23 protein-coding genes are annotated in these 23186 nt (G+C 34.0%); 1 reads left to right on the top strand and 22 read right to left on the bottom strand.

The genetic code is table 11. From position 1 onward, the window contains the following. Positions 1-26: 26 nt before the first annotated feature. The 22 genes from EIG86_RS10045 to EIG86_RS09940 all read right to left on the bottom strand — a co-directional run bounded on the left by EIG86_RS10045 (position 27) and on the right by EIG86_RS09940 (position 22045). Positions 27-755 (bottom strand): metallophosphoesterase family protein, encoded by a 729-nt coding sequence (locus EIG86_RS10045; protein ID WP_127846040.1) that lies wholly within the window; start codon positions 753-755, stop codon positions 27-29. Between the two features lies 1 nt (position 756). Continuing rightward, complete coding sequence (locus tag EIG86_RS10040; protein WP_127846039.1) at positions 757-1896, bottom strand: ATP-binding protein; 1140 nt, start codon at positions 1894-1896, stop codon at positions 757-759. Between the two features lie 118 nt (positions 1897-2014). Further along, the gene (locus EIG86_RS10035) at positions 2015-3145 is read right to left on the bottom strand and encodes a hypothetical protein (protein WP_127846038.1); all 1131 of its coding nucleotides are present in this window, start codon (positions 3143-3145) and stop codon (positions 2015-2017) included. Between the two features lie 11 nt (positions 3146-3156). Beyond that, positions 3157-5697 (bottom strand): TonB-dependent receptor, encoded by a 2541-nt coding sequence (locus EIG86_RS10030; protein ID WP_127846037.1) that lies wholly within the window; start codon positions 5695-5697, stop codon positions 3157-3159. Positions 5698-5876: 179 nt separating this feature from the next. Then, a complete protein-coding gene (locus EIG86_RS10025) occupies positions 5877-7064 on the bottom strand; it encodes a M23 family metallopeptidase (protein WP_394342216.1) in 1188 nt (395 codons plus the stop codon). A gap of 220 nt (positions 7065-7284) precedes the next feature. Continuing rightward, the gene (atpG, locus tag EIG86_RS10020) at positions 7285-8151 is read right to left on the bottom strand and encodes an ATP synthase F1 subunit gamma (RefSeq protein WP_127846035.1); all 867 of its coding nucleotides are present in this window, start codon (positions 8149-8151) and stop codon (positions 7285-7287) included. An 11-nt stretch (positions 8152-8162) separates the two neighbouring features. Further along, entirely contained in the window at positions 8163-9743 is a 1581-nt protein-coding gene (gene atpA, locus EIG86_RS10015) for a F0F1 ATP synthase subunit alpha (RefSeq protein ID WP_127846034.1), read from the bottom strand. Between the two features lie 40 nt (positions 9744-9783). After that, positions 9784-10311: an ATP synthase F1 subunit delta gene (gene atpH / locus EIG86_RS10010; RefSeq protein ID WP_127846033.1), complete on the bottom strand. Its 528-nt coding sequence runs from the start codon at positions 10309-10311 to the stop codon at positions 9784-9786. 11 nt (positions 10312-10322) lie between these two features. Beyond that, the gene (locus EIG86_RS10005; RefSeq protein WP_127846032.1) at positions 10323-10817 is read right to left on the bottom strand and encodes a F0F1 ATP synthase subunit B; all 495 of its coding nucleotides are present in this window, start codon (positions 10815-10817) and stop codon (positions 10323-10325) included. A gap of 81 nt (positions 10818-10898) precedes the next feature. Further along, positions 10899-11123 (bottom strand): ATP synthase F0 subunit C, encoded by a 225-nt coding sequence (atpE, locus tag EIG86_RS10000; protein ID WP_003434627.1) that lies wholly within the window; start codon positions 11121-11123, stop codon positions 10899-10901. Positions 11124-11148: 25 nt separating this feature from the next. Further along, the gene (atpB, locus tag EIG86_RS09995) at positions 11149-12237 is read right to left on the bottom strand and encodes a F0F1 ATP synthase subunit A (protein WP_127846031.1); all 1089 of its coding nucleotides are present in this window, start codon (positions 12235-12237) and stop codon (positions 11149-11151) included. A 142-nt stretch (positions 12238-12379) separates the two neighbouring features. Continuing rightward, positions 12380-12769, bottom strand: coding sequence for a hypothetical protein (locus EIG86_RS09990; RefSeq protein ID WP_127846030.1), 390 nt, complete (start codon positions 12767-12769; stop codon positions 12380-12382). A 5-nt stretch (positions 12770-12774) separates the two neighbouring features. After that, positions 12775-13005, bottom strand: coding sequence for an AtpZ/AtpI family protein (locus tag EIG86_RS09985; protein ID WP_127846029.1), 231 nt, complete (start codon positions 13003-13005; stop codon positions 12775-12777). After that, entirely contained in the window at positions 12965-13387 is a 423-nt protein-coding gene (locus EIG86_RS09980) for a bactofilin family protein (protein ID WP_127846028.1), read from the bottom strand. Before EIG86_RS09980 ends, EIG86_RS09985 begins: the two co-directional genes overlap by 41 nt. Position 13388: 1 nt before the next feature. Next, positions 13389-15944, bottom strand: coding sequence for a type IX secretion system periplasmic lipoprotein PorW/SprE (gene porW / locus EIG86_RS09975; RefSeq protein ID WP_240032200.1), 2556 nt, complete (start codon positions 15942-15944; stop codon positions 13389-13391). A gap of 300 nt (positions 15945-16244) precedes the next feature. Further along, positions 16245-16865: a hypothetical protein gene (locus tag EIG86_RS09970; RefSeq protein ID WP_127846027.1), complete on the bottom strand. Its 621-nt coding sequence runs from the start codon at positions 16863-16865 to the stop codon at positions 16245-16247. 104 nt (positions 16866-16969) lie between these two features. Next, positions 16970-17542, bottom strand: coding sequence for a DUF7010 family protein (locus EIG86_RS09965; RefSeq protein ID WP_127846026.1), 573 nt, complete (start codon positions 17540-17542; stop codon positions 16970-16972). Positions 17543-17713: 171 nt separating this feature from the next. Then, positions 17714-19018 carry an erythromycin esterase family protein gene (locus tag EIG86_RS09960; protein ID WP_127846025.1) on the bottom strand — a complete coding sequence of 435 codons (1305 nt, stop codon included), beginning with the start codon at positions 19016-19018 and terminating at the stop codon, positions 17714-17716. A gap of 155 nt (positions 19019-19173) precedes the next feature. Further along, positions 19174-19584 carry a putative toxin-antitoxin system toxin component, PIN family gene (locus EIG86_RS09955; RefSeq protein ID WP_127846024.1) on the bottom strand — a complete coding sequence of 137 codons (411 nt, stop codon included), beginning with the start codon at positions 19582-19584 and terminating at the stop codon, positions 19174-19176. Then, on the bottom strand, positions 19574-19789 hold the full coding sequence (locus EIG86_RS09950; protein ID WP_127846023.1) for a hypothetical protein: 216 nt from the start codon (positions 19787-19789) through the stop codon (positions 19574-19576). Before EIG86_RS09950 ends, EIG86_RS09955 begins: the two co-directional genes overlap by 11 nt. Before the next feature lie 66 nt (positions 19790-19855). Beyond that, complete coding sequence (locus tag EIG86_RS09945; protein WP_127846022.1) at positions 19856-20560, bottom strand: ABC transporter ATP-binding protein; 705 nt, start codon at positions 20558-20560, stop codon at positions 19856-19858. Between the two features lie 9 nt (positions 20561-20569). Beyond that, entirely contained in the window at positions 20570-22045 is a 1476-nt protein-coding gene (locus EIG86_RS09940) for a DUF5687 family protein (RefSeq protein WP_127846021.1), read from the bottom strand. 172 nt (positions 22046-22217) lie between these two features. Between EIG86_RS09940 and EIG86_RS09935 the strand changes: the two genes are divergently transcribed. Next, positions 22218-23156, top strand: coding sequence for a T9SS type A sorting domain-containing protein (locus EIG86_RS09935; protein ID WP_127846020.1), 939 nt, complete (start codon positions 22218-22220; stop codon positions 23154-23156). Positions 23157-23186: the final 30 nt, after the last annotated feature.

Raw genomic sequence — 23186 nt, 5'->3', positions numbered from 1 at the left:
CATATTTTTTCAAAATTAAATAAATTTTAATTTCTGCCATTTTCATTCGGATAATATTGGAAAGCTGGTTTGCTTTGCCAAACTTCCTTGGTATCTACATCCATAACACTTACTGCACCTTTGAAAGCTGCGCCTGTATCAATATTCCAAACATTGGCAAAATTGACTGGTCGCGTTTCTCCTATTCTTATCGTTGGGGTGTGGCCAATATAAATTTCATTGAAAAGCGCCAAGCGTTTTGGGTAGAATTCATCTCCTGGTTCTAAAGATTGATCCATGGCTAAAACCATTTCCCACAAACTACGATCCCAATATACTGTGTTTTCATAAAATTCTGCTTCTGGACCACTCAAATTAGAGAAACCAGCATGAACAAACAATCGGTTAGATTCATCGATATGGTAATTGGTAAGATTCTCTAAAAACCTTTGGTGCAAATCTTTGGTTGTGTTGTCAACATCTTCGTAAGACTCAATTGTACTTTGACCGCCGTGTTCCATCCATTTGGGTTTGGCTTCATTGGTTTTGAACCAATCTAAAACTAAATCATCATGATTTCCTCTGATGAAAATGCAATTGTGTTTTTCTTTCAAAATAATTAAGTGTGAAAGTAAATCTGGTGTTCCGCTCCAGCCATCGACATAATCGCCAAGGAAAATCAATTTGTCTTCTGGTTTTGGTTTCACTTGGTCTAAAACATCTTTTAAAGCTTTGTCTGCGCCGTGAATATCACCAATAACAAGTGTTCTGCTCATTTTAATTGTATTTTATTTTTCTTAGTATTCGTAAGTTATCTTTTAGTCTGTTGTAGGCTTTTTTGTGTTTAGTTTTCAAAAGAGATTTGGCTTGCTCTATCCGATCTATAGCATCGTCAAAACCATTCAGATGTGCGATGAGATAAATTGTGGACATATTGACAAGTTCTGATTTTTCATTTGAAGTTAGCTCAATATTTCGCTTTAACTTGTATAATAAAACATTATTATGATTCAGATAGTGACGCAAAGTTTTCTGGTCGAATTGTGGTGGTTCAAACACAATTTGAGATTCAATATCATATTTCATATTATTTTGAAATCTAATGGAGACGATTTCTAAAGGGTAATATTTAAATTTATTTTGCAATCCCAAATGAACATATTCTTTGATTTGAAATTGGTCATCGTCATATTGAATCTCAACCTCATCCAAATCTGAATAAAACAGTTTCACTTGCTCGTTGATTAGCTGAATATTGACACGTGAATAAAAAGTTTTGTCGCCAACAATTTTAGGTTTTGCCGCCCAACAAAGCACAAAATATTCTTTGAAAACTTTATACAAAGGATTGAAATCTTTACTCTTAATAATAAAATCATGAAAACCGTCGAGCGTTAATTCGATGTTGTTTTGTGAATGCTGTTCTATGGCTGCGACAATTTCTGAATTGATATCTTTGATTTCAATATCAAAAGCTCTAGGCTTGCTGATGCTGCCTTCCCGCATAAAAACTGTACCGCCCCAGTATTTCCAAATATTTTTTCGAAGCGCGCAAATGCTAAAATCTTTTTTTGGTCGAATGGTCACGAGCCCAACAACTTTGTCATCAGGCAAATGCGGAAATTGAATATTTTCGTAGGCTACAATTGGCGGGTTTTCCAAATACGCATTGATTAGATTTTGAATTTTGCTGTCGTCAAAAAAATCTACGCCGATAATTGTGTTGCTTTCATCTTCAACGCCAATCACGATATAGGCATTGCTTACAGGATTGGTGTTAGACAAAGAGCAAACGTGCTTCAAAAACTTGGATTTGCCTTCTTTACTGCCAATATCTATCCTCAGCTTTTTGTCGTAAAAGCTGTTTTCGCCGTTGTGCGCGAGCAAATTTTTAATGAGCAGACGTTTGTTAATCATAATTCTGTTTAAAATTACGAGAAATTAACCGAACTAAGGAAGGACAAATTTGAATTAATTGTAAAAAAAACGAGACTCAAAATTGAGTCTCGTTTTAGATTTATAAATTTAAATGGTCTTATGCGTCTGGATTATAAATCCATGCACCATCTTCCTTGATTACAAAAACGGTTTCTGTAGTATTTGTACCATTATATACGGCATAAGTTAATTCATATTTTTGGCCGTTTTCAGCATCTGGATTTAACTCGTCAAGGACTACATTTATAGCTTCCAAAATCATTGCATCGTTCCAGTAAGCATCGGTTCCTTCTCTTCTGTCGAAGTTACCGTAGTTGCTTGCACTAGAAGTCGCATTTGGGTATTCAGCAGATAAAGCCGCTTCAATTGTTGAATAGTCCTCTTCAACAAATTCATATTTAATTGTGTTGTCAGGAACCCAAGTTTCACCATCATGTCCAAACTTTAAGCTTTCTGTTGCAATATTGGTGAGTAGCATCCATTCTTGATTGGTGTAAATGAAGTTGGCAACTTGGTATAATGTTTCGCCATCGTAGTATTTATAAAGCATACGCTTTATACTATCTTCTTCTATAGTCTCATAAGAAACAGTATTGTTTAGCAAAATGCTGAGCTTCGTTTCAGCTTGATCTTCACTGTTAAAGTTATAGTATTGACCATGTCCCATTTCTTCGTACTGAGCCTCAGTAACACTAGTTGTTTGGAGCCATTCAGAACCTTCAAAAAGAAAACCTTGTGTAAGTGTATTTACAGAGCCACTATAAAAATCGAAAGTTAATAATATGAGTTGTCCTTCTTCCGCATTTGGGTATTTGTTGCTTAAGAAATCTTTGATGTCTTCATAGTTATCGAAGTTACCATATTCTGTATATGGTGCGTAATCATCTTCAACAAGTGTATACTCAATCGGTTCGCCTTCAACTTCTGGTTGTGGTGAATATAAATTGTAAGTGACCAAAACTTGAGATCCTTTTCCCCAGAATGGATACAAGTCAGTAAGTACATCAGGAACAAGTGTTTTGGCTTCTTCGTTATTGCTGAAGTTTGCAAAATCTAATTCTAGAATATCTGTATAATCTTCTTCGACTAAAGTGTATTCTGAGATTCCACTTACCGGCGTGTTATCGATCTCTGTATTGATTTCGTTTTCAATATCTTCGACTGGCTCGCAGCCTACTATTAGTAAGCTACAAACCATTATGCTACTTAAGAGAAATAAATTTTTCATTGTATGTTGTTTTAAAAGTTAATTATCGTTCCAATGGTGTAGGTTCTTCCGAAACCATACCATACAAGTGCATCAGACGCAGATGATGTTGATCCATCTCGAGCGTCTGCAATATATTCTGTATCAAAAAGGTTATATATGTTTCCAATGATTTTAGCATCAAGTGAACTGATTTTGAAGTTGTGAATTAGTCCAAAGTCTACTAAACCGTAATCTGGCACTTCCCATGCTTGGCCAGAATCTGGTGATGTTCTATTGTTCGGGTCAAAATCTGCATAAAAGTTGCCTGCATAATTATAGTCTATACGAACTTTTGTACTTGGAAAAACATCATAATTTGCACCGAGCGCAAAAGTTGTTTGTGCAGCGTTACCAACTTTTAGATCTTCAATATAAAGGTCAATTGTTCTGACAAGGTTTTGCTCATCATCAAAAACTTGTACATCTGTAACATCATTATCCCAAGTCCAGTCACCTAAAGACGCCATTCCTGTAAATGTTAAACGGTCGGTTGGCTGATATCTCACATCGAATTCAATTCCTTGATGGATAGCATTTACACCCAAGATATTAGCTGAACCGAAAGTTCCATCTTGGTTCTGAAAACTTTGCGTTAAAGTTCTATCGTTCCAGCGTGTGTGGTATATGTTTAAGTTACCTGATAGTTTCCCTGATCTAAACCCGTAACCAAGCTCTGCGCTATATATTTTTTGATTTTCTGCTTCTGCATTTATATCGTTACGAAAATTTAAGAAAACAGAATCGAAGAAAGGCGCTCTTTCAAAATATCCAATATTTGCAAAGATGTTTTGATTATCGTCAATATTATAGTTTGCACCACCTTTTACTGAATAACCAAAGAAGTTTTGAAAATCTGTTTCTTGTTCTGGGTCAGAATCAAGATAGTTAAAATAGTCTATACGTTTGTAAGAGGTATTAGATGCAGCAAGTGAAATAAATGCAGATAAATCATTATCAGAGTATTCGGCTTGCAAAAATCCACCTTCCCAAAGCACTATTCCATCGTTCCAATAGCTAATTTTATCTCCGACTTCTGTAGTATTAATAGGATTATTAATATTGGAATCATCAAAATAGAATTGACCACCTAGTAAATCTTTTACTTCTTGGAAATGTTTCCCTTCGTAATACCTTAAATCAAGACCAGCTAATAATTTTATATCTTCGGTTAAGTCTGTCGTTAAAGTAGATAAGCCACCGTACCAGACATGATCGTTTCTAGAGTCTCTTAAGATTGTTTCTGAACCTAATGCTCCAAGCGCAACATTTTCATCCACAATTTTATCAAAGTTAACAGGTTGAGCAAAACCATCTCTGTATTCAGAGTCTAAGCCAAACTTGTTTACTCCAGTAAAACCACCACCACCACCAGTACCATACGAAGCATACAGTGCAGTAGATAATTGCGTTTTGCTATTAATATCCCAATAATGATTTAAAGACATTTGTGGTTTATGATAAAAGTTGTCTTCTATACTAGTAACTTGACCATCTTTGTAACCCCAGTCTCGGTTGAACTTAATTTCTCTTTCGCTTCTTTGAAAAGTTTCAATAAGTTCTCTGTTTTGACGCTGACCATGTTTTTGAGGCGCTCCAAATGCTGTAAAGGAAAGCTGATGGTCATCACCTAAATCTTTTGCAACATTGATAAAGTAAGAATAACCCTCAAACCACGTACCGTCTACAAAACCATTTCCTGTTGTTTTAGAAGCTGAAATAGTCGCTGCCCAGCCGGTATCTAATTTACCCGTCGATACAGTCCCACCAAATTTTTGGTAACCATCGTTACCTGTAGTTGCAAAGAAGCTTCCCCCTTTCTCTGAATCTGTCGTTTTAGTTACAATATTTATTGTCCCACCAATAGAAGGCACAGCAACTTTAGAAGCTCCTAAACCCCTTTGAACTTGCATAGAGCGAGTCACGTCAGACAACCCAGCCCAATTAGACCAATAAACACGACCATTTTCCATATCGTTTACTGGCACACCGTTTATCATTACTGCAATGTTTTCTGAATTGAATCCACGCAATCTTAGGTTGGCATCACCATAACCACCACCCTGCTTTGTAACATAAATACCAGGTGTAGATTTTAAAAGTTCTGGAAACTCCTGATTTCCAATCTTTGTTTCGATTTCTGCACTCTTTAAAGTAGATACAGCAACTGGTGTTTTCCTATCGATTGCTAATGAAAAAGTGGTAATAACAATTTCATCTAAAGCATTCGCATTTGCTTTAAGCTTAATTTCACCTAAATCGACATTATCATCGCCTGATTTAAATTCAAAGGAAATTTCTTGAGTTTTAAAACCCATGTAAGAAATTTTGATCTTACCTTCTTTTGAATTGACTTTTAGTAAAAATTCGCCATCAAAATTTGTTGTTGTTCCATTTGTTGTTCCTACAAGCTGAACATTAACACCTGGCAATGGTACTGACATTTGTGGGTCAACCACACTTCCTGTCACTGTTCCTTGTGCAAATGCGCCTATTCCTATCATCAAGAATACGCCAAGTAAAATTTTTTTCATTGTAAAAAAGATTTATTTATTTTTTTACAAATGAAAGCCGATATAAGTGATGAATTATTAAGCTTGTATTAAGGAAAGGTAACCTAAAAAATGATAACATTTGCTAGGAAAACCTAATAGTTACAAAGCCTAAGCTTAAGGTTAATTTAAACTAGAATTGGCTTTTAGACAAAGGTTTTTTATGAATTTAGATCAACGTATTCAATATCATCAAGTTGGGTTTTAAGTGGTTTTATGAATTCAAAATACTTGGGCTTTAATTCTTCCTTCATTGGTTCAGCGTCTGGCAAATCCTGTTTATAAGGATCGACTTGTCTACCATTAACCCAAAATCTATAACAAACATGAGGACCTGTAGCTAGACCAGTTTGGCCTACATAACCAATAATTTCACCTTGTTTGACATATTCACCAACTTTTACAGCACGTCTGGACATGTGCAAATATTGGGTTGTGTATTTATTGGTATGACGTATTTTAACGTATTTCCCATTTCCGCTGGTATAACTGGACTTGATCACGACACCATCTGCCGTTGACCAAATTGGTGTTCCTGTTCCCGCAGCGTAATCTGTGCCCTTGTGAGCTTTCCAACGTTTCTGAACTGGGTGAAACCTTCTTCTGGTATAACGTGAGGAAATTCGGCTAAACTTTAAGGGTGCTTTTAGAAAGAAACTTCTTAAAGTCTTGGCATTTTCATCAAAATAATCTGTGCGACCAGTAAGCGTGTCAATTTCGAAATCGAAAGCATAAAATTCTCTGCCTTTATGTTTCAACACTGCCGCATCTATAGATTCCAAGCCAGCATATATTGTGTCGTCAATATATTTTTCTTTATAAATTAATTTGAATTGATCGCCTTTTTGAAGCTTGAAAAAATCAACACTCCATTGATAAATGTCAGCAAATCTGTTCGTTAATAAATAGTCTAATCCAGCTTCATCAATAGCAGCGGAGAGCGAAGAAGAAATGACGCCACTAGTTGACTTTTGTTTAATTGTAACAGGTTTATTCGCTTTTTTAGCGAAAATAGAATCGGTTAAGCTTAATACTGAATAATTAATTCTTGAGTTTTCATAAATAAAATGCTGCAGTGCTGAAGTCGAATCTTTTGATTTCAAAATCGTGTAAGGCTTGCCTTGATTGATTCTTTTGAAATTCATAATAGAATCAGGAATCTTATTAACGATTTGATAAACTTTACCTGGACCAACGCCGTATTTATCCATAATTACACCAAAAGTGTCACCACGTTTGACGGTATCACGAACTACTTCAAATTCATCTAGATTGAAGCCATAAGCTTTTGGAGAAACTTTTGGTTCAGATTTAATGTTAACTTTTTCTGGCTTAGATTCTTCAGTAATATCTTCTGCACAGCTTAAATGGAATAATATTCCAGAAAATGCAATCAATCTAATAATTCTGTTCAATTTCAAGGCGGTAAATTTTGTATTCTAACGGCAAAAATACATTTATTGTTGTGAATAGGCTATGAAATTCAATGACTTGATGCTTTGAAATTCATTATAAACTAAAAAACCTCTTCCGAATAATAGGAAGAGGTTTGTATACTTAAAATTAAAGTTATTCTGCTAAGGCTTCCGCACCAGCTACAATTTCTAGAATTTCGTTTGTAATCGATGCTTGTCTTGCTTTGTTGTAAGATAATTTCAAGTCATCTCTCAAGTCTGTGGCATTATCTGTGGCTTTATGCATAGCGGTCATACGCGCGCCATGTTCTGAAGCAACGGAATCTCTGATCGCTTTGAACAATTGAATTTTTAATGATTTTGGAATTAAATTTTCAACTATTTCGACCTTATTTGGCTCAAAAATATAATCAGAAGATTTTTCTTCACCACTTTTCTGACTTGCTGGTTTTATTGGTAAAAATTGTTCAGTCGTAACAATCTGGGTAGCTGCATTTCTGAAACTGTTGTAAACAATTTCAATTTTATCAAAACTTCCATTTTTGAATTGCGTCATTAAACTTTCAGCAATCTCAGCAACATCTTCATAAGACAAGTCATTATAAATTGCATCGTGAGTACTAATAAATTCGTGTTTCTTTTTTAAGACGTCACAGGCTTTTTTTCCAATACTTACCAACTTTACATTTTGGTTGGCGTAGTTTTCAGAAATCATAGTATTGACTCTTTTGACAATATTAGAATTGAAAGCGCCTGCTAAACCTCTATTGGAAGAAATGGCAACGATTAAAACGTTTTGGACTTCTCTTTGGTTTGAATATGGACTATTTGTGTCATTATCCAATGAAGCACTTAAACTTTGAAGCAGTTCGTTCAGCTTTTCAGCATAAGGACGCATATCTTCAATAGCGCTTTGTGCTTTATTCAACTTTGCAGCCGAAACCATTTTCATGGCTTTGGTAATCTGCATGGTAGATGATACCGATGAAATTCTACTTCTTAATTCCTTTAAATTAGCCATAAACTATAAGATTATGCTTTATATTTTGATGATATTTCTTTTGCAGCACTTGTTAAAGTATCTGTGACCTCATCTGTCAATTTGCCTGCCTTCAGCGTATCCAAAACATCACGATGTTTAGCTTCTAAAAATGCTAAATAGTCTTTTTCGAATTCTTTAATTTTATTAACAGGAACATCTTTCATCAAGTTCTTAGTTCCGGCGTAAACAATTGCAATTTGATTTTCAACAGGGAAAGGACTTGCTTCAGGTTGCTTTAGAATTTCTACGTTTCGACGTCCTTTTTCAATCGTACTCAATGTAGCAGCATCCAAATCTGAACCGAATTTAGCGAAAGCTTCTAATTCTCTAAATTGAGCTTGGTCAAGTTTCAATGTTCCTGCAACTTTCTTCATCGACTTAATTTGCGCTGAACCACCAACTCGTGATACAGAAATACCAACATCAATTGCAGGTCTTACACCAGAGTTAAATAAATCTGAAGTTAAGAAAATCTGACCATCTGTAATCGAAATTACATTGGTTGGAATATATGCTGAAACGTCACCAGCTTGAGTTTCAATAATTGGTAAAGCGGTAAGTGAACCACCACCTTTTACTTTATCTTTTAAAGATTCTGGTAAATCGTTCATTTGTTTTGCAATATTATCATCATTGATAATTTTTGCTGAACGCTCTAATAATCTAGAGTGCAAATAAAATACATCACCAGGATAAGCTTCACGACCTGGAGGTCTTCTTAATAATAAGGAAACCTCACGGTAAGCTACCGCTTGTTTAGATAAATCATCATATATGATTAATGCTGGGCGACCAGTATCTCTAAAATATTCACCAATTGCAGCTCCGGCTAACGGTGCATAAACTTGCATTGCAGCAGGATCTGATGCGTTTGCGGCAACAATAGTTGTGTAAGCTAAAGCACCTTTTTCTTCTAGCAAATTAGCGATACCAGCAACAGTTGATGCTTTTTGACCAATGGCAACATAAATACAGAAAACTGGCTCTCCTCTATCGTAAAACTCTTTTTGATTCAAAATGGTGTCGATACAAACAGAAGTTTTTCCAGTCTGTCTGTCACCAATCACTAATTCTCTTTGTCCACGACCAACAGGAACCATGGCATCAATAGACTTAATTCCAGTTTGAAGTGGTTCTGCAACCGGTTCTCTATAGATAACTCCTGGTGCTTTTCTTTCAATAGGCATTTGGAAAGTTTCACCTTGAATCTCACCTTTACCGTCAATTGTTTCACCTAAAGTATTGACTACACGACCAACGATTCCTTCACCAACTTGAATCGATGAAATCTTTTTGGTTCGCTTTACAGAATCACCTTCGTTAATATTGTTAGATTTCCCTAAAAGTACAACACCGACAGTGTCTTCTTCAAGGTTTAGAACCATGCCATTTAGACCACCTTCAAATTCGACAAGTTCTCCTAATTGAGCGTTGGTCAAGCCGTAAACGTTGGCAATACCATCACCAACTCTAAGGACTGTTCCTACTTCATCTAAAGATGTTTCTGATTCGAAACCAGAGATTTGTTTTTTCAAGATTGCTGAAACTTCAGCAGAGTTTACTTCAGCCATAATTTATTTGCGTTAAATGGTAAATGAATACCGTTTAAAATTATAATAATTGTCTTTTAAAGTTAGACAAACTTCTGGAAACACTTGCATCAAATTGGAGGTCATTTAGTTTTAAAATGAAACCACCAAGAATCTTTTCATCGACTTGGTTTTCTAATGTTGCTGTGTAACCTGTAATTTCTTTAATTTTATTTTGAACTTTAGTTTCAATTTCCTTGTTCATCGGAATTGCCGTAACAACCTGTGCGCTTTGAATGTTGTTCAGGGCTTTATATTGGTTGACAAATTCTTCGCAAACCATTTGTAATATTTGGATTCTGTTATTTGCAGCCAATGCGTCGAATAACTTGTGTGCCAAATCGTTAGAATGTTTAAAAACTTCTTTTAAAACTGCATTTTTCTTAGCCAGTTCTATCAAAGGACTAGCCAACATCAATTTTAGCGATTTGTTGTTTTGAATTGTGGCATCAATACTGATAAAGTCTTCGTAAAGTGCTTTATCTGTTTTTGCCTCTATCGCCAATTCTAGTGTTGCTTTGGCATATCTTTTTGCTGCGCGTCTTCCCATTTTACGTAATCTTAGTTAAGTTTTACGTCGTCAAGCATTTTGTCGACCAATTTCATTTGCTCGTCTTTATTGTCCAATTGCTTTTTAACAACTGTTTCTGCAATTTGAACTGATATTTCTGCTACTTGAGATTTAATTTCAGCTAAAGCTTGCTTTTTCTCACTTTCGATAGTAACTTTTGCTTTTTCTAAAATTGCTTCAGATTTTTTGTTGGCATCATCTGTTGCTTCTGCAATAATATTCTTCTTGATTTGCTGAGCTTCTTTCAACATTTCGTCGCGTTCTGCTCTGGCTTGTTGCAACATTTTTTCATTGTCAGCTTTCAAATTAGCCATTTCTTCTTTGGCCTTTTCTGCAGAAGCTAAAGCATCATTAATTGAATCTTCACGAGCTGCAACAGCTTTCATCACTGGTTTCCATGCAAATTTTGTTAGAATGAAAATCAATATGATGAGTACAACTACTTGCCAAACAAATAATCCGTATTCCGGCGTAATTAAATCCATATATCAAATGTGTTTTTTAATTCAATAATTTTAAAAAAACCCTCACCCAACCAACCGTTGGCTATGAGGGTTTTGTTCATTTTAAGTGGTTAGGACACCTAATAGAGCGGCAACTACTCCGAAAAGAGCAACACCTTCTACAAGTGCAGCAGCAATAATCATAGCTGTTTGGATTTTTCCAGAAGCTTCTGGCTGGCGTGCGATAGCTTCCATAGCGGAACCACCGATTTTACCAACACCAATACCTGCTCCTAAAACTGCTAATCCAGCTCCTAAAGCTGCAATACCTACGTGTAATAATTCCATAGTAAATAAATATTAAAATTAAAGATTAATGATGTTCATGTTCTTGTACCGCCATTCCTATAAATAGGGCCGACAGCATGGTAAATATAAAGGCTTGCAAAAATGCAACTAATAATTCTAAAACTGTGATAAATAATGCGAAAGGAACAGAAATGGCAGCAACTCCAGCATTTTCTAAAATAAATATCAATCCAATTAAACTCAGTATAATAATATGACCCGCAGTGATGTTGGCAAACAAACGAATCATAAGTGCGATTGGTTTGATGAATACACCTAAGATTTCTACAATAGCCAAAATTGGTTTTACAAAAGTTGGAATGCCTGGCATCCAAAATACGTGCTGCCAATAATCTCTGTTACCATTTACTAAAATTAAGGCCAATGTAAATAAACCTAAAGCTACTGTGACTGAAATATTTCCAGTTACGTTTGCCGCACCTGGCAACAATCCCAATAAGTTTGTAATCCAAATAAAGAAAAATACCGTCAATAGAAATGGCATGAATTTCATGTATTTCTTTTCACCGATTTGTGGTTTAGCGATTTCATCTCTAACAAAGATCACTAAAGTTTCCAAAATATTCTTGAAGCCTTTTGGGGCAAATTTTGATTTTCTATAATGCTTTGCCAACCCTAAAAAGAAAATAAACATCACCAAAACCGTCAACAACATTGATGCAACGTTTTTTGTAATCGACAAATCAAATGGACGGTCTGCGTTAAGTGCAGCGTGAGTTTCTTCGTCAAACTTCAATTCATCTTCACCTTCGTTCAAAAGGTAAATTTTCTCATGATAATTTACGAATTTTTGTCCGTTTCTTTCTACAATATGTTCACCTTCGACATCATGATGAAATGCACTTGACATAAATGTCGTGATGCCATCATCTGTCCATAATATTACAGGCAACGGAATAGTAAAAGAATCTTCTCCTTCACCAAAGAAATGCCATCCGTGAGAATCACTAATGTGATGCATGATCATTTCCGTAGGATTGAAGCTTTCTTCGGTAGTATCTTCAGTTTTGTTATCTGCGATACCTAAGATTGGACTCAAAAAGAAAACTAGCATCAAAGCCACTGTAATCTTAAAAGATTTGTGTGTTGCCATAAATATTTGACTTAAAAAGTATCAATTCAAAATTTCGTGCAAATGTAAGTTTTTACTTTTTAATTTTAAATGAATATTGAGAAAAAATATTTTTCTAATAATTTAGCTTTCGAATAATGGCTTAAAATTGCAAATAATTCAATCAGTGGTCGTATTTCCTATTGATTAATTTAACTACAATCAAAGTTTCAAAAACTAAAAAAATGAAGTAGGGAACGAAAAAATTCATGATATTTATAAAATTTGGCTTGTCTTCTGATAAAAATCCAGGAAGTAAAAACAAAACAGCAGCCAACATTTTAAGTAAACTAGTTCCCATAAACGCAAATCCTGTATGATCTTTAGATTTCTCATAGACCAAATGAATTATCGCAAGCACAGCTAAGGCAGCTATAATATGAAATGCGTAGATTGAAATAATGGAGTAATAACTCAGAATTTGAAAAAAATAATCCAGAATGAAATGTAAAAGAACTACAATGACAGCAAATAGCAAGGTTTTTTTACAAGCATTTAGTAATAATTTTTGCATTTATTTTATTCGTTAAAGTTTTTTAATCCGATAATAACTTGTGCCAGTGCTATAAAAATTCCTACTAAAGATAAAACAATTGTAAAAACTCTCGAGTTTTCTGTGAAATTTTCATCTAGCCAAATTCCAAGCCAAACTGCTCCGCCGATGACAATTGCCATCTGAAAACCTATAGCAGTAAAGTAAAGCCATGCATTAGGCTGATTGTCCTTTTTGTTTTTTGGATTTGTGGGCATCGTCGTTTAGAGATTTAACGGCACCTTTCATACTACAAGTGGCGTTGAATACAGCACCAGGTTCTATAGAAAGTTTATCAGTAAACACATCGCCTTCAATTTTGGCAGTCGAACGAAGCGTTAGAAGAGATTTCACTTTGAGTTCGCCAGTAAATTGTCCTTCAAAATCTGCGTTGGCACAATCTATTTCGCCTTCAATGTAGCCGGTTTTGCCAACGACAATTTTACCAGGTGTAGTGATGTTTCCGATCACTTTGCCCTCTATTCTGAAACTGCCTTGCGATTCTATCGTTCCTTTAAAAACCGTGCCTTGAGCTATTTTATTTTGCTCCTTTGTCAGGTCTGAAGCTGTGCCTTTGTCTTTGTTTTTATCTGAAAACATATCAATTCAATTTATTGAGGTATTCATCTAGGTTTTTGTAAACCTGTGCAATTTTATAATTACTGCGTGAAATTACAAAATAATTGAATTCATTTTCCAAAAATTCATTATTTATCCATTTCTCTGCCAATCCTTCTGCACCAAGCTTACTAGTAAGGCCCCGCACGGTAACTAAAGTTTTGGAGTTGTTGTAATAATCCTTGGAAACTTCCAGTTCCAAAGCTTGTTCTTCCGCCACGCCTTCATTCAACTTTTCTGTAAAGGCTTCGATTTCTTCTTCTGAATAAGTGTCGGTGTCAAAACTATAAACCAACATATATTTTTCGTCAGGCTGTTCTTCAAAATTGAATTCTGGTTGCTTAAAATCTTTCTCTAAATCGTCAAATAGTTTTTGAGCATACTTGCCTTCTTTAGACTGCGGGAAAGTTAAAGCCACATAATTCAAACTTTCCTTGTAAGCTTCAAGTCCCTGAGTTTTAGCTCTGGCTCTAGCTTTTAAAAGTTCAAATTTTGGCACAATGGCTGTTCCTAAAAACAAATCGGCATATTCCTCTGTTTTCTGAATAACCTCTTCATAATGTCCAGCTTTGAATTTTTTATAAAGTTGTGTATAAATATTCTGCGGATTATTCTCATCTTTCAAATAAGCTTCGGGATTTCTCAAAATACTGGCATATCTGGAATCTGGGTGTTCTTCTAGAATATTATTCTTCCAGTAATTTGCTTTTGCTTCATTTTCAATTTCTTGATAAATCTTATACAAATAATATTTTGAAGGCAAAACTAAACGCTCTTCAGGATCACTTTCAAGGAGATTTTCAAGTTTGTCAATAGCAAGATCGTATTCCCTAAATTTTTCTTTGTAAATCAATCCGAGTTGATAATAAGCGAAATTTCGTTCATCTGAAATACTGTCTATCACTTTCTGTTCAGTTGGAATTTTGGCGATGTAAGTTTCGGGATCGAATTTCGGGTCTTTAAATTTTTCTTCTTCAGGAATGTCTTCTTCTTCGTCGTCAGAACTTAGAGACTTGGATTCAGCATCGGTTCGCCAGTTGTCTGTCAATTCTATGTCACCCCATTCCTTTCTAAATGAAGATTCGCCACGTTTCTTTTGCGTGACATCATAAAAGTAAAAATTGTCTTCAGAGCTTTGTCGACTGCTACCAACTTGGCTTTGTTGTCTACCAAACATGGGATTGTTGAGCGTTGGTGCTTTGTCGTCAGCGAAAACACTTTGTTGCTCAATTTTTAATTCTTCTATATAATCTTCAAAAATTTTGAGCCGCTCTTCTTCAGAAGCATTGATTAAATTAATGATGCTATCGTTTTTATCGGCTATTCTTTCAAACTTGATGACGTCTTGTAGATTATCTCTTTTGCGTTTTACATCTCGACGCTCACGAGTGCCAGCGGTAAGATGAGTAATTGTAGAATCATAATATTTTCCAGCCGTTTCGTATGAGGCGCGATCGAAATAAATTTCTCCTAAATTATAATGATTTTGCGCTCTCAAATATTCGTCTTGTGGTTCTTCTCGTAATGATTTGTTGAAATATTTGATGGCGTGGTCTACAGAATCATTTTGAAGTTTGAAAATAGCATTGTCGTAAAATATGAAGTCTAAATATGGCCTGTTCTCACGATTTTCTGCCATTTCATTGAAAAACATTTGGGTCGTATCCAAAGGAATCTCTTCAAAACCTTTCAAACGCAATTTCTCTAATTTTGCATGAATCATGTAGGTTCTTGGTGATTTCCTGTTCAATTCTATAACACGTTCGAAACTCACCTCAGCGCTATCTTTATTGTTTAGAAGCGCATAAATTTGACCACGGATATAATTCAACCGGCCTTCGGTTTCATGATTTGGAGCGTATTTTATGGCTGTATCCAGCGGCTGAATCGCATTTTCTTTTTGATTTTCGAATAAGTAGGCTTGGGCTAGTGTCGATGCGGCTTCGTAAGTTTCATAATCTTCTAATGCCGGTCCGTTCAAAATTGCATTCAAATTATCAATCGCCATGTCATAATATTCCAAACGCATATTCACTTTTTCCATCCAAATTTTGGCCTCATTGATGGTCGAACTTTTAGGGTAATGATTCAGAATAAATCCAAATGCATCTTTGGAAGGAATAAATCTTTGGTCGTAATACCTAGATTTTCCTAACAAAAGAAAAGCTTCGTCGATTTGCGGATTATATTCTTTTCCGCCCATAAACATAGAATGTTTTTGAATGGCTTTGGTGGCTTTTTCTTCGGCACGTTCAAAATTAGAATTTTCGGATTTGTTGGGATTTTTTTCCTGAATTTCCTTAATATTCATACGTTCTATTGGCAAGACCGCCCAATAATCTTCTTTGTAATTATTGACAACATCGTGTTTACCGTCTTCCAGTGCTAAATTGCCGTTGTACAAAATATTGTAATACGTGCCCATCGCATGGAAATTCCGATTCAGCCATTTGTCTTTCTTACGAGAACAAGACGCTATTGTAGCCAAGACCAGAAGTGCCAAACCAACATATACGATCGCAGTAGTGTTGTTCTTCATCAAATTCATGAGGTGTTAGTTATTAAATAACTAAAATTTACAACTTTTAGTATGATAGCGGTCAAAATTACGTTTCTTTATAAGAAAATAAAGCCTTGACTAATTTTTTTTGAAAAACTTGTAAAGCAAATTGGTTTTGTTGAGTTGTTGAGTTTAGTTTTAAAGTGAATGAAGGTGAACTTTCTAAAATATTTTGCTGAAAACCAGCGCTTTTTTGGTTGATTTTTGTAAATAAAAATCATGGTTTTTGAATTGATTTCAAAAACCATGATAAGTATTGTTGAAAAATTAAAAAACTGTTTATTGAATTTTCAGTTTTAATGAATCATAGCTGTCTGATCTAATTCCTATTAAACCATATCTGGTTTCTCCTTTTTTAATAACTCTTCCATTTATGTCATAGTCTGTTAATTCTGAGTTGAATTTTTTATTTGATGAATTGGCATAAATCATATTTCCTCCAGCTATTCCAGGTCCTAAAATCAATCCTACAGGAATAGTACTTGATGTTTCCTGAACCCCATCTGAATTTGTTTCATAGGTATAAATATTAATCGGTGTGAGCAGCAAATACCATAAATAAGACGTCGGACTTTGTTTTAATATTTCAAATACTTTTTCATTATCCATGATAAAAATCTCTGACCCATTTTCATAAGTCAATTTTAAATCTGCTCCAAATTTCAAGTCTCTATCAGAATTATTTGTGACCTTGATGGCGATTAGTTTAACATCGTTTTTAGTTTCTTTTTTGGCGTACTTTTTATCGAGCAAATCGTATTTGTATTCTAATTTTACTTGGTCAATTTCATTGACTGATACATAATCAATAGATTTTGGTTCAATCATTTTGTAGCCGGAGGCACAATTTGCAAAAGTTGTAAGAATAACTCCTAAAAGGGCAATTTTAATAATTCTCATGGTGTAATTTGATTGTTAATATTAAAGTTAAGTATGTTACAAAGGGTTTTGTGGTTTGAAAATTTGCTTTTAAAACTCAGCTTCAGACGAGTTGAAACTGAATTTTACCTCGGTGATGTTATTTTTTTGTTTTTCAATTTCTTGTAATTCAAAAATATCCAAAGACCAAGTAAGAATAAGTTTAAAGCAATAAAAATCGGGATGTAAAACATTTGATCAGGCAAAACATTGAGTGAAATTAGCATTGAACCGACAGATATACTCACTGCAAATATGGCATAGCCGATTTCGTCGTAAAACCAAGCGTAAGGAAAAAGGTGAGCTCCAGTAATCACAGCGTAAGCCATGATAAAATAATCTGGATATTTTATCAAAATAAATACCAAAAAAGGAAAGTAAATCAACTGGGCAAAATTCAGCCAAATCCCTAATGGTTGAAGCGGATTATCTTTAATTTTCCAATTGGTTTTGAACAATTTTGAAAATGCAAAAGCCAGTGGCAATAAAATTCCGCCAATGATAAATGTAAAAATACTTTTCTGGTAAGAACCATAATCCAATGTCCAAATCAAGTAAATGCCAAACCAAATAAGACTTGCTGCAAAGATAAAATCGATGCCATTTTTGGCTTTCAGTTGGATTTCTAATTTTAAACCCTCAAATTGATTTTGTTTCATATTTAGATTGGTGAAGCGCTGTTTGGCTAGATAAAAAAACGATTTAGCATATTGAAATGTTGCGGGAAAATTAGCAATTATTTTTCAATTTATGATTTTAATTCAAAAAATCTCTGAACTCTGATTTCAGCCGTAATCCACGATGAACGATTTGCGATATTGTACAACGTTTTATAGTTCGCCTAATTTATAATCAGGAGTTGATATTTTTTTTACAAAGATTAAACCATCATAAGATTCTGAATATATTTTTGAAATCTTTATCTTATGTAAAGGTTTAGGTTGATAACCGCCTCCACCTATAAGTAGATATTTGTTTTTCTTGCTGAAGAATTGTGTAGGTTCATTTTTAATTGCTTTATCTAAATCAATAAAGTAAATTTCCTTGTTAGCCGCATTTAACGTTTTGGCATAAGTTTTTCTAAATGGTCTTTCTATATGGTAAGTTTTCCAGTGATTTCCATTTTTATCATCTACGACATAACCATTAATATTTCCTGTTGCAAAATCAAAACCTACACTATAGTAATCTTCCTGGTAGTAGTCTTTTAAGTGACGACCTAAATTGATTATATCGCTTCCAGTATAATACATTTCTTTTTTATTAATGTGCTCGTTATGAGCCCAGATAAAAGCTTTTCCGTTTGTCGATAGATTTTCCACAATCCATTTGACGTTTTCAAACATTTTCAAATCTCTAAATTTAATGCTTTTTGGATATTCATCTTTAACGTACGACGCATACTCAGTATAACTTATTAAATAATCTAAACTTCTTATTAAAGATTTAAGCTCTCCATTTTCGTCTTTTGAAATCAGCAATTGCTGTTTTAATTCAGTTAATTTTGGAATCTGAAGTTGCCACCAATCGTCAGGTTTATTATAGTTTATTGTTTTATTTGAGCAACTATCTACAGTAGTCAAGAGTGATTCGTCAATATCAATTTTATTCTCAGTAATTAATTTTCGTATTTCTTTATTAAGGTTTTCCCCATTTTGAATATCCATTCCATAAAAGCGAATCTGCTTTTCTTTTGGTTTATCTAAGTTGAAATTTCTCATCCATTGTAATAAGTCTACAACTTCTTTACAACGCCAAAATCCAATATTAAAATTCTCAGCTATTGTTTTAATGTCTCCTTTTCCACCGCCTATCCATTCATTAATTCCGAATTCAGCTTGATATGATTCTTCCATTATGAAAACTCTGACACCTTGGGTTTTGACCAAGTGTTTAAAAAATTTTGCCTTTAAGTCAAAAAATTCTTTTGTATTATGAGAAGCTTCTCCAAAACCATAAATTTTGGCATTGGCAAATTTGACGGGAGTATTTTGTCCAAAATCAATTAGTTCAGAGTTTGGCTTAGCGTCTTCAATAAGAATAGAATTATTATTTAGCCATTCTATAGTTTGTTTATTTTGAGAATAGCTAAGGGAGGTTAAAAAAAATATGGATATTGAAATTATAAATTTCATTAGATAGGTTGTTTTTAAAATTTGTTCGTATAAAGGTTTAGCATATCGCAAGTAGCGTGAAAATTAGTGATTATTTTTAGATTTTACTTCCAGCAAATCCTGATATTAGTCACGGACTCTGCAATTAGAGATACATAGTGTTGTACAACTTACGTTTATCGGATCTGTTCTAAGAAGTCATTAAAGTTTATAATTCTAGTTCGCTCTATTTTCTCTAAAACGAGCAAATCATTGTCTCCTGTAATTAAGTAATCAGCTTTTGAGTCAATTGAGAGATTGAGTAGAAAATTATCTTTTTCGTCACGACAAATTTTGATATCAGATTTAACTTTAATCAGTTTTCCATACTGGTCAAAATAGGTAAGTATTTTCTCAATATCGTTTTTTGAAAAATATTTCTCGAATTTGGGGCGATTAACTACATCAACAAATTCCTCTATCAATTCGTCCGAAAAAATTAATGTAATCTTATTGTTTTCAATCTGATTGTCGATTGAATTAAATTTTTTTGAAATGAGAAAACTAATCCAAAGGTTCGTATCTAGGATTATTTTTTTACTTCTCATATCGTGAACTTCTCACTTGCTCAACTTCTTTTGTTATTTCGTCCAAAGAAATTTCATCAGTTGATCTAGTTCTAAGTTTTTGAAGTAGTGCAGAAAAGTCAGATTTATTTTTAGTTTTATTAATCTTTATCAAATTCAAATCAGCTAAATTTCTCAATAACTTCTTTGCCTTTGGATTAAGTATATCAACCTGTATCGTTTCCATTTCGAATATTTTTATAAAACTAATGAATTTAATTCAATTGCAGAATTTTTTCAGTGTGTGGTACAACTACCTGTTAAAATAAGATTCCAATTCTTTCAGCGTGGCTTCACTGGTTTTGATATCATTTACAACTTCGCCTTTGTCCAAAACCACGATGCGCTCGCAAACTTCAGTAACGTGCAAAAGGTCGTGACTAGAAACCAAAATGGTAACGTGTTTTTTGGCAGACAACTCTTTGATGATGCTCTTCAATCGAATTTGTGTCGTGGGATCCAAATTGGCAAAAGGTTCATCTAAAATGATGATTTCTGGATTGCCGATTAAAGCTGCCACAATACCGACTTTCTTTTGGTTTCCTTTGGACAAATCACGCAAATACTTTTTCTGATTCAAGATTTCACCATGGAAAAAATCTTCAAATTCTGCCAAAAGTGCATCAACTTCTGTTTTGGAAGTGTTTCTTAAATCACCGATAAAGTAGAAATATTCTTCTGCGGTAAGGTAACCAATCAGAAAACTTTCGTCGATAAATGCCGAGGTGAAAGGTTTCCAATCTTCACTTTCACTGACAACAATATTCTTGTTTTTGATGTGACCGCTACTTGGCTGAATCAAATCCAACAGCAAACTAAAAAAGGTAGTTTTTCCAGCACCATTGTTTCCGACCAAACCAAAACTTTGACCTTTTGGAATTTGCAATTCTGAAATTTCTAAAACTGTATTTTGGTTATATGTTTTCGATAAATTCTCAACATCGATGATTGGTTCCATAGATAAATTTTATTTTTTTTCTGCAAAAGCAGCGATTGTTTTATATTTTCCTTTTTGGTAAATGTTTTCAACTTTGGATAAAAAGAAATTTTTGAAAATCAGACCTAATACACCACTGACAGCCAAACAAATAATCCCAACATCAAAATTGAAAATTTTATACGGCACATAAAAAATAATCATCGGGCCAAAAATTTTCGGTAAACTGATTAAAAGTTGAGTAACATTGAAACCTTGCGTATTGCTAAAGGCTTTGGCTTTTTGGTTCAGTTCTACGGGAACGCGATTCAACGCGCCACCATAAAGCGTAATAAAGGAATTCAGACCAATATTGAACGCCGCACCAGCTGCTATCATGGCGTAAATATCCCATCCGAAATAAATGTAGGGCGTGCTCAAAATAAAAGAAACCACGCAACCGACCACCATTAGCAACCATTTAGATTCCAAATATTGACGGTAGGAAATATTCTGACTCATCATCAGTTTGTAATATTCACTATCCCAAGCTGGTACCATTTGCCCAAAAGTGATTAAAAATCCACCGGTAACAAACATTGAAGCGAACGCCAAGATGGCTGGCATTTCTCTATAAATATCTTGCGTGTAAAAAATCAAACCATAAAATAAAAACATTACCGACATGAGTAGAACTTGCTTTGGACGCGCATTTCTGATAATCATTTTGATATCGTTTTTCAAAAATACTGACAAAGTGCCAAAACGATTTAGAAATTCAAGATTGTAATTTTTGACCGTTTCTGTTTTGTTTTTTACTGCACCGTCGATGTAAAAATTTCGTTTTAGCAAATTGAAGTTTCTTTGGAACAAAACCAGCATGATTAACAAAGGAATGAGGACAAAATACGGTTGATTATAAAGCGCAAAAAACGCAGCGCCGCTATATTCAGTAACATCGAAAACGCCAAAATAACGCAGAGCGAATCCTACTAATACAAGAATTGCTAGACCAAAGAAATAAGATTTGGTTTTATTGATGAGAAAATTCAAAAAATTAATGCTGAAACTTATACATAACAGTCCAATAAACCACAAAATTGTATTGATTGGCGAATAACCTTGAATTAGCAAAACCACAGAAAGTGGCAAAAAGACCAAAATTGGCAAAATATTGAAAAAAGACGTACTGGTTTTCAGCAACAAGAAACGAATTACCTTTTGTTTTTTTACAGGAATAATCATCATCGGTTTGATGTTCATCACTGGCAATTGCTGCATAAAATAACGAATTACCAAATCTAACAACACCCAATAAATCAAATAATTATTGATTGTCTCGAAAGGATCAATTTCAGGAATAGCTTTTTTAACCAAAAAGAAAACACCTATTCCTAAAAAGACAGCAATGCCACCAAAATAGAGCGCTCCCATAATCATCAATATTTTGATAAACAAGCCTTTCTGAAAATACGAGGAGCGAGAAAACTGTTTCCACTCAAGCTGGATAAAATTTCTGATGGTCATAGACGCTAGTTTTGAAGATTAGTTTTCATTTTTATGAAATTGTTACAAATTAAGTTGAAAAATATCAAACTGACAGACAATGAATCTGTTAAAGTGAACGTGTCTTTAGGTTTTATACTTAAAAACCCTTTATTTTGGATATGTTTAACAACTTCGCGTTAAAACATTGTCTATGAAAAACCAATTACTCAAATTATTTTTAATATTCATTTGTATTTTTCTCAATGCAAATTCAAATGCCCAAAACACCAATAATTACGAGTCTATTTTTGGAAATAATGAAACCTATTGGAATTATTATATTAATCAATTTGGTGACGATCCGCCTCAACTTGTTGGTGATATTATTTTTATCTTGAGTGATGAACTTTACACTAATACCACAACTGGCGAAACTTACAGAGTTTTTGATGGTGGATATGTTGACGAAGATTCAAATGAATTTATCATTGTCGCTCCTGAATTCTATTACCTTAGAGAAGATACAGGTACAGGAAAAGTTTGGTTACTTCAACCACAATTCAGTGAGGACGAGGAAATTTTAGTGATAGATATGAATTTAGAAGTTGGTGATGACTTCGATTTTCTAACTGCAGAAGGCACACAAACCACGACTGTGACAAATGTTTATTATCAAAACAATTTAAAACATATTGTTTTTGATTATTCTGAAGACATTGAAGTTGGTGATGAAATTATTTCACAAGATTTAGTTTTTATAGAAGGTGTCGGCTCTAGTTTAGGTTATCTCAATTATGCATTTCGAAAACATTTAGTTTGTTCTGAAAAAGATGGAATTCCAACTTTTGAAAATGATGAAACTGCCTTCGATAGTTTTTGTGTTTTGTCTATGCTAAATTCAACAAGTTTTGAAAATTCATTGAACATTTATGTCTATCCAAATCCAGCGAAAAACAAGTTATTTATCAAATCGCCCAACCAAAATAATTTGAATCTGGAAATTTTCAATTTAGAAGGAAAATCAGTAGCACAACACCAACTCAAAAACACACGTAAAGTAAATATCAGCAATCTGAATTCAGGAATTTACTTGGTAAAAGTCAAAACTGAAAACGGCGCAACTTTCACGCAAAAACTTATTGTCAAATAGGTTTAAAAATTAAATTCACATCTAAAGCAA

It is taken from the genome of Psychroflexus aestuariivivens (assembly GCF_004010055.1).
GTDB lineage: Bacteria > Bacteroidota > Bacteroidia > Flavobacteriales > Flavobacteriaceae > Psychroflexus > Psychroflexus aestuariivivens.
Note: the sequence above shows the minus strand (reverse complement) of the source record. Positions and strands in the feature narration are given on the sequence as shown.

Excerpts from the sequence above, each read along its gene's own strand:
- EIG86_RS09950 (WP_127846023.1), bottom strand. The coding sequence starts at position 19,789 with ATGGAAACGATACAGGTTGATATACTTAATCCAAAGGCAAAGAAGTTA.
- EIG86_RS09980 (WP_127846028.1), bottom strand. The coding sequence starts at position 13,387 with ATGTTTTCAGATAAAAACAAAGACAAAGGCACAGCTTCAGACCTGACA.
- EIG86_RS09970 (WP_127846027.1), bottom strand. The coding sequence starts at position 16,865 with ATGAGAATTATTAAAATTGCCCTTTTAGGAGTTATTCTTACAACTTTT.
- EIG86_RS09935 (WP_127846020.1), top strand. The coding sequence starts at position 22,218 with ATGAAAAACCAATTACTCAAATTATTTTTAATATTCATTTGTATTTTT.
- EIG86_RS10030 (WP_127846037.1), bottom strand. The coding sequence starts at position 5,697 with ATGAAAAAAATTTTACTTGGCGTATTCTTGATGATAGGAATAGGCGCA.
- EIG86_RS09985 (WP_127846029.1), bottom strand. The coding sequence starts at position 13,005 with ATGCCCACAAATCCAAAAAACAAAAAGGACAATCAGCCTAATGCATGG.
- EIG86_RS10035 (WP_127846038.1), bottom strand. The coding sequence starts at position 3,145 with ATGAAAAATTTATTTCTCTTAAGTAGCATAATGGTTTGTAGCTTACTA.
- EIG86_RS09965 (WP_127846026.1), bottom strand. The coding sequence starts at position 17,542 with ATGAAACAAAATCAATTTGAGGGTTTAAAATTAGAAATCCAACTGAAA.
- EIG86_RS09955 (WP_127846024.1), bottom strand. The coding sequence starts at position 19,584 with ATGAGAAGTAAAAAAATAATCCTAGATACGAACCTTTGGATTAGTTTT.
- atpE (WP_003434627.1), bottom strand. The coding sequence starts at position 11,123 with ATGGAATTATTACACGTAGGTATTGCAGCTTTAGGAGCTGGATTAGCA.
- porW (WP_240032200.1), bottom strand. The coding sequence starts at position 15,944 with ATGAAGAACAACACTACTGCGATCGTATATGTTGGTTTGGCACTTCTG.
- EIG86_RS09960 (WP_127846025.1), bottom strand. The coding sequence starts at position 19,018 with ATGAAATTTATAATTTCAATATCCATATTTTTTTTAACCTCCCTTAGC.
- atpB (WP_127846031.1), bottom strand. The coding sequence starts at position 12,237 with ATGGCAACACACAAATCTTTTAAGATTACAGTGGCTTTGATGCTAGTT.
- EIG86_RS09945 (WP_127846022.1), bottom strand. The coding sequence starts at position 20,560 with ATGGAACCAATCATCGATGTTGAGAATTTATCGAAAACATATAACCAA.
- atpG (WP_127846035.1), bottom strand. The coding sequence starts at position 8,151 with ATGGCTAATTTAAAGGAATTAAGAAGTAGAATTTCATCGGTATCATCT.
- EIG86_RS10005 (WP_127846032.1), bottom strand. The coding sequence starts at position 10,817 with ATGGATTTAATTACGCCGGAATACGGATTATTTGTTTGGCAAGTAGTT.
- EIG86_RS10040 (WP_127846039.1), bottom strand. The coding sequence starts at position 1,896 with ATGATTAACAAACGTCTGCTCATTAAAAATTTGCTCGCGCACAACGGC.
- atpH (WP_127846033.1), bottom strand. The coding sequence starts at position 10,311 with ATGGGAAGACGCGCAGCAAAAAGATATGCCAAAGCAACACTAGAATTG.
- EIG86_RS09990 (WP_127846030.1), bottom strand. The coding sequence starts at position 12,769 with ATGCAAAAATTATTACTAAATGCTTGTAAAAAAACCTTGCTATTTGCT.
- EIG86_RS09940 (WP_127846021.1), bottom strand. The coding sequence starts at position 22,045 with ATGACCATCAGAAATTTTATCCAGCTTGAGTGGAAACAGTTTTCTCGC.
- atpA (WP_127846034.1), bottom strand. The coding sequence starts at position 9,743 with ATGGCTGAAGTAAACTCTGCTGAAGTTTCAGCAATCTTGAAAAAACAA.
- EIG86_RS10045 (WP_127846040.1), bottom strand. The coding sequence starts at position 755 with ATGAGCAGAACACTTGTTATTGGTGATATTCACGGCGCAGACAAAGCT.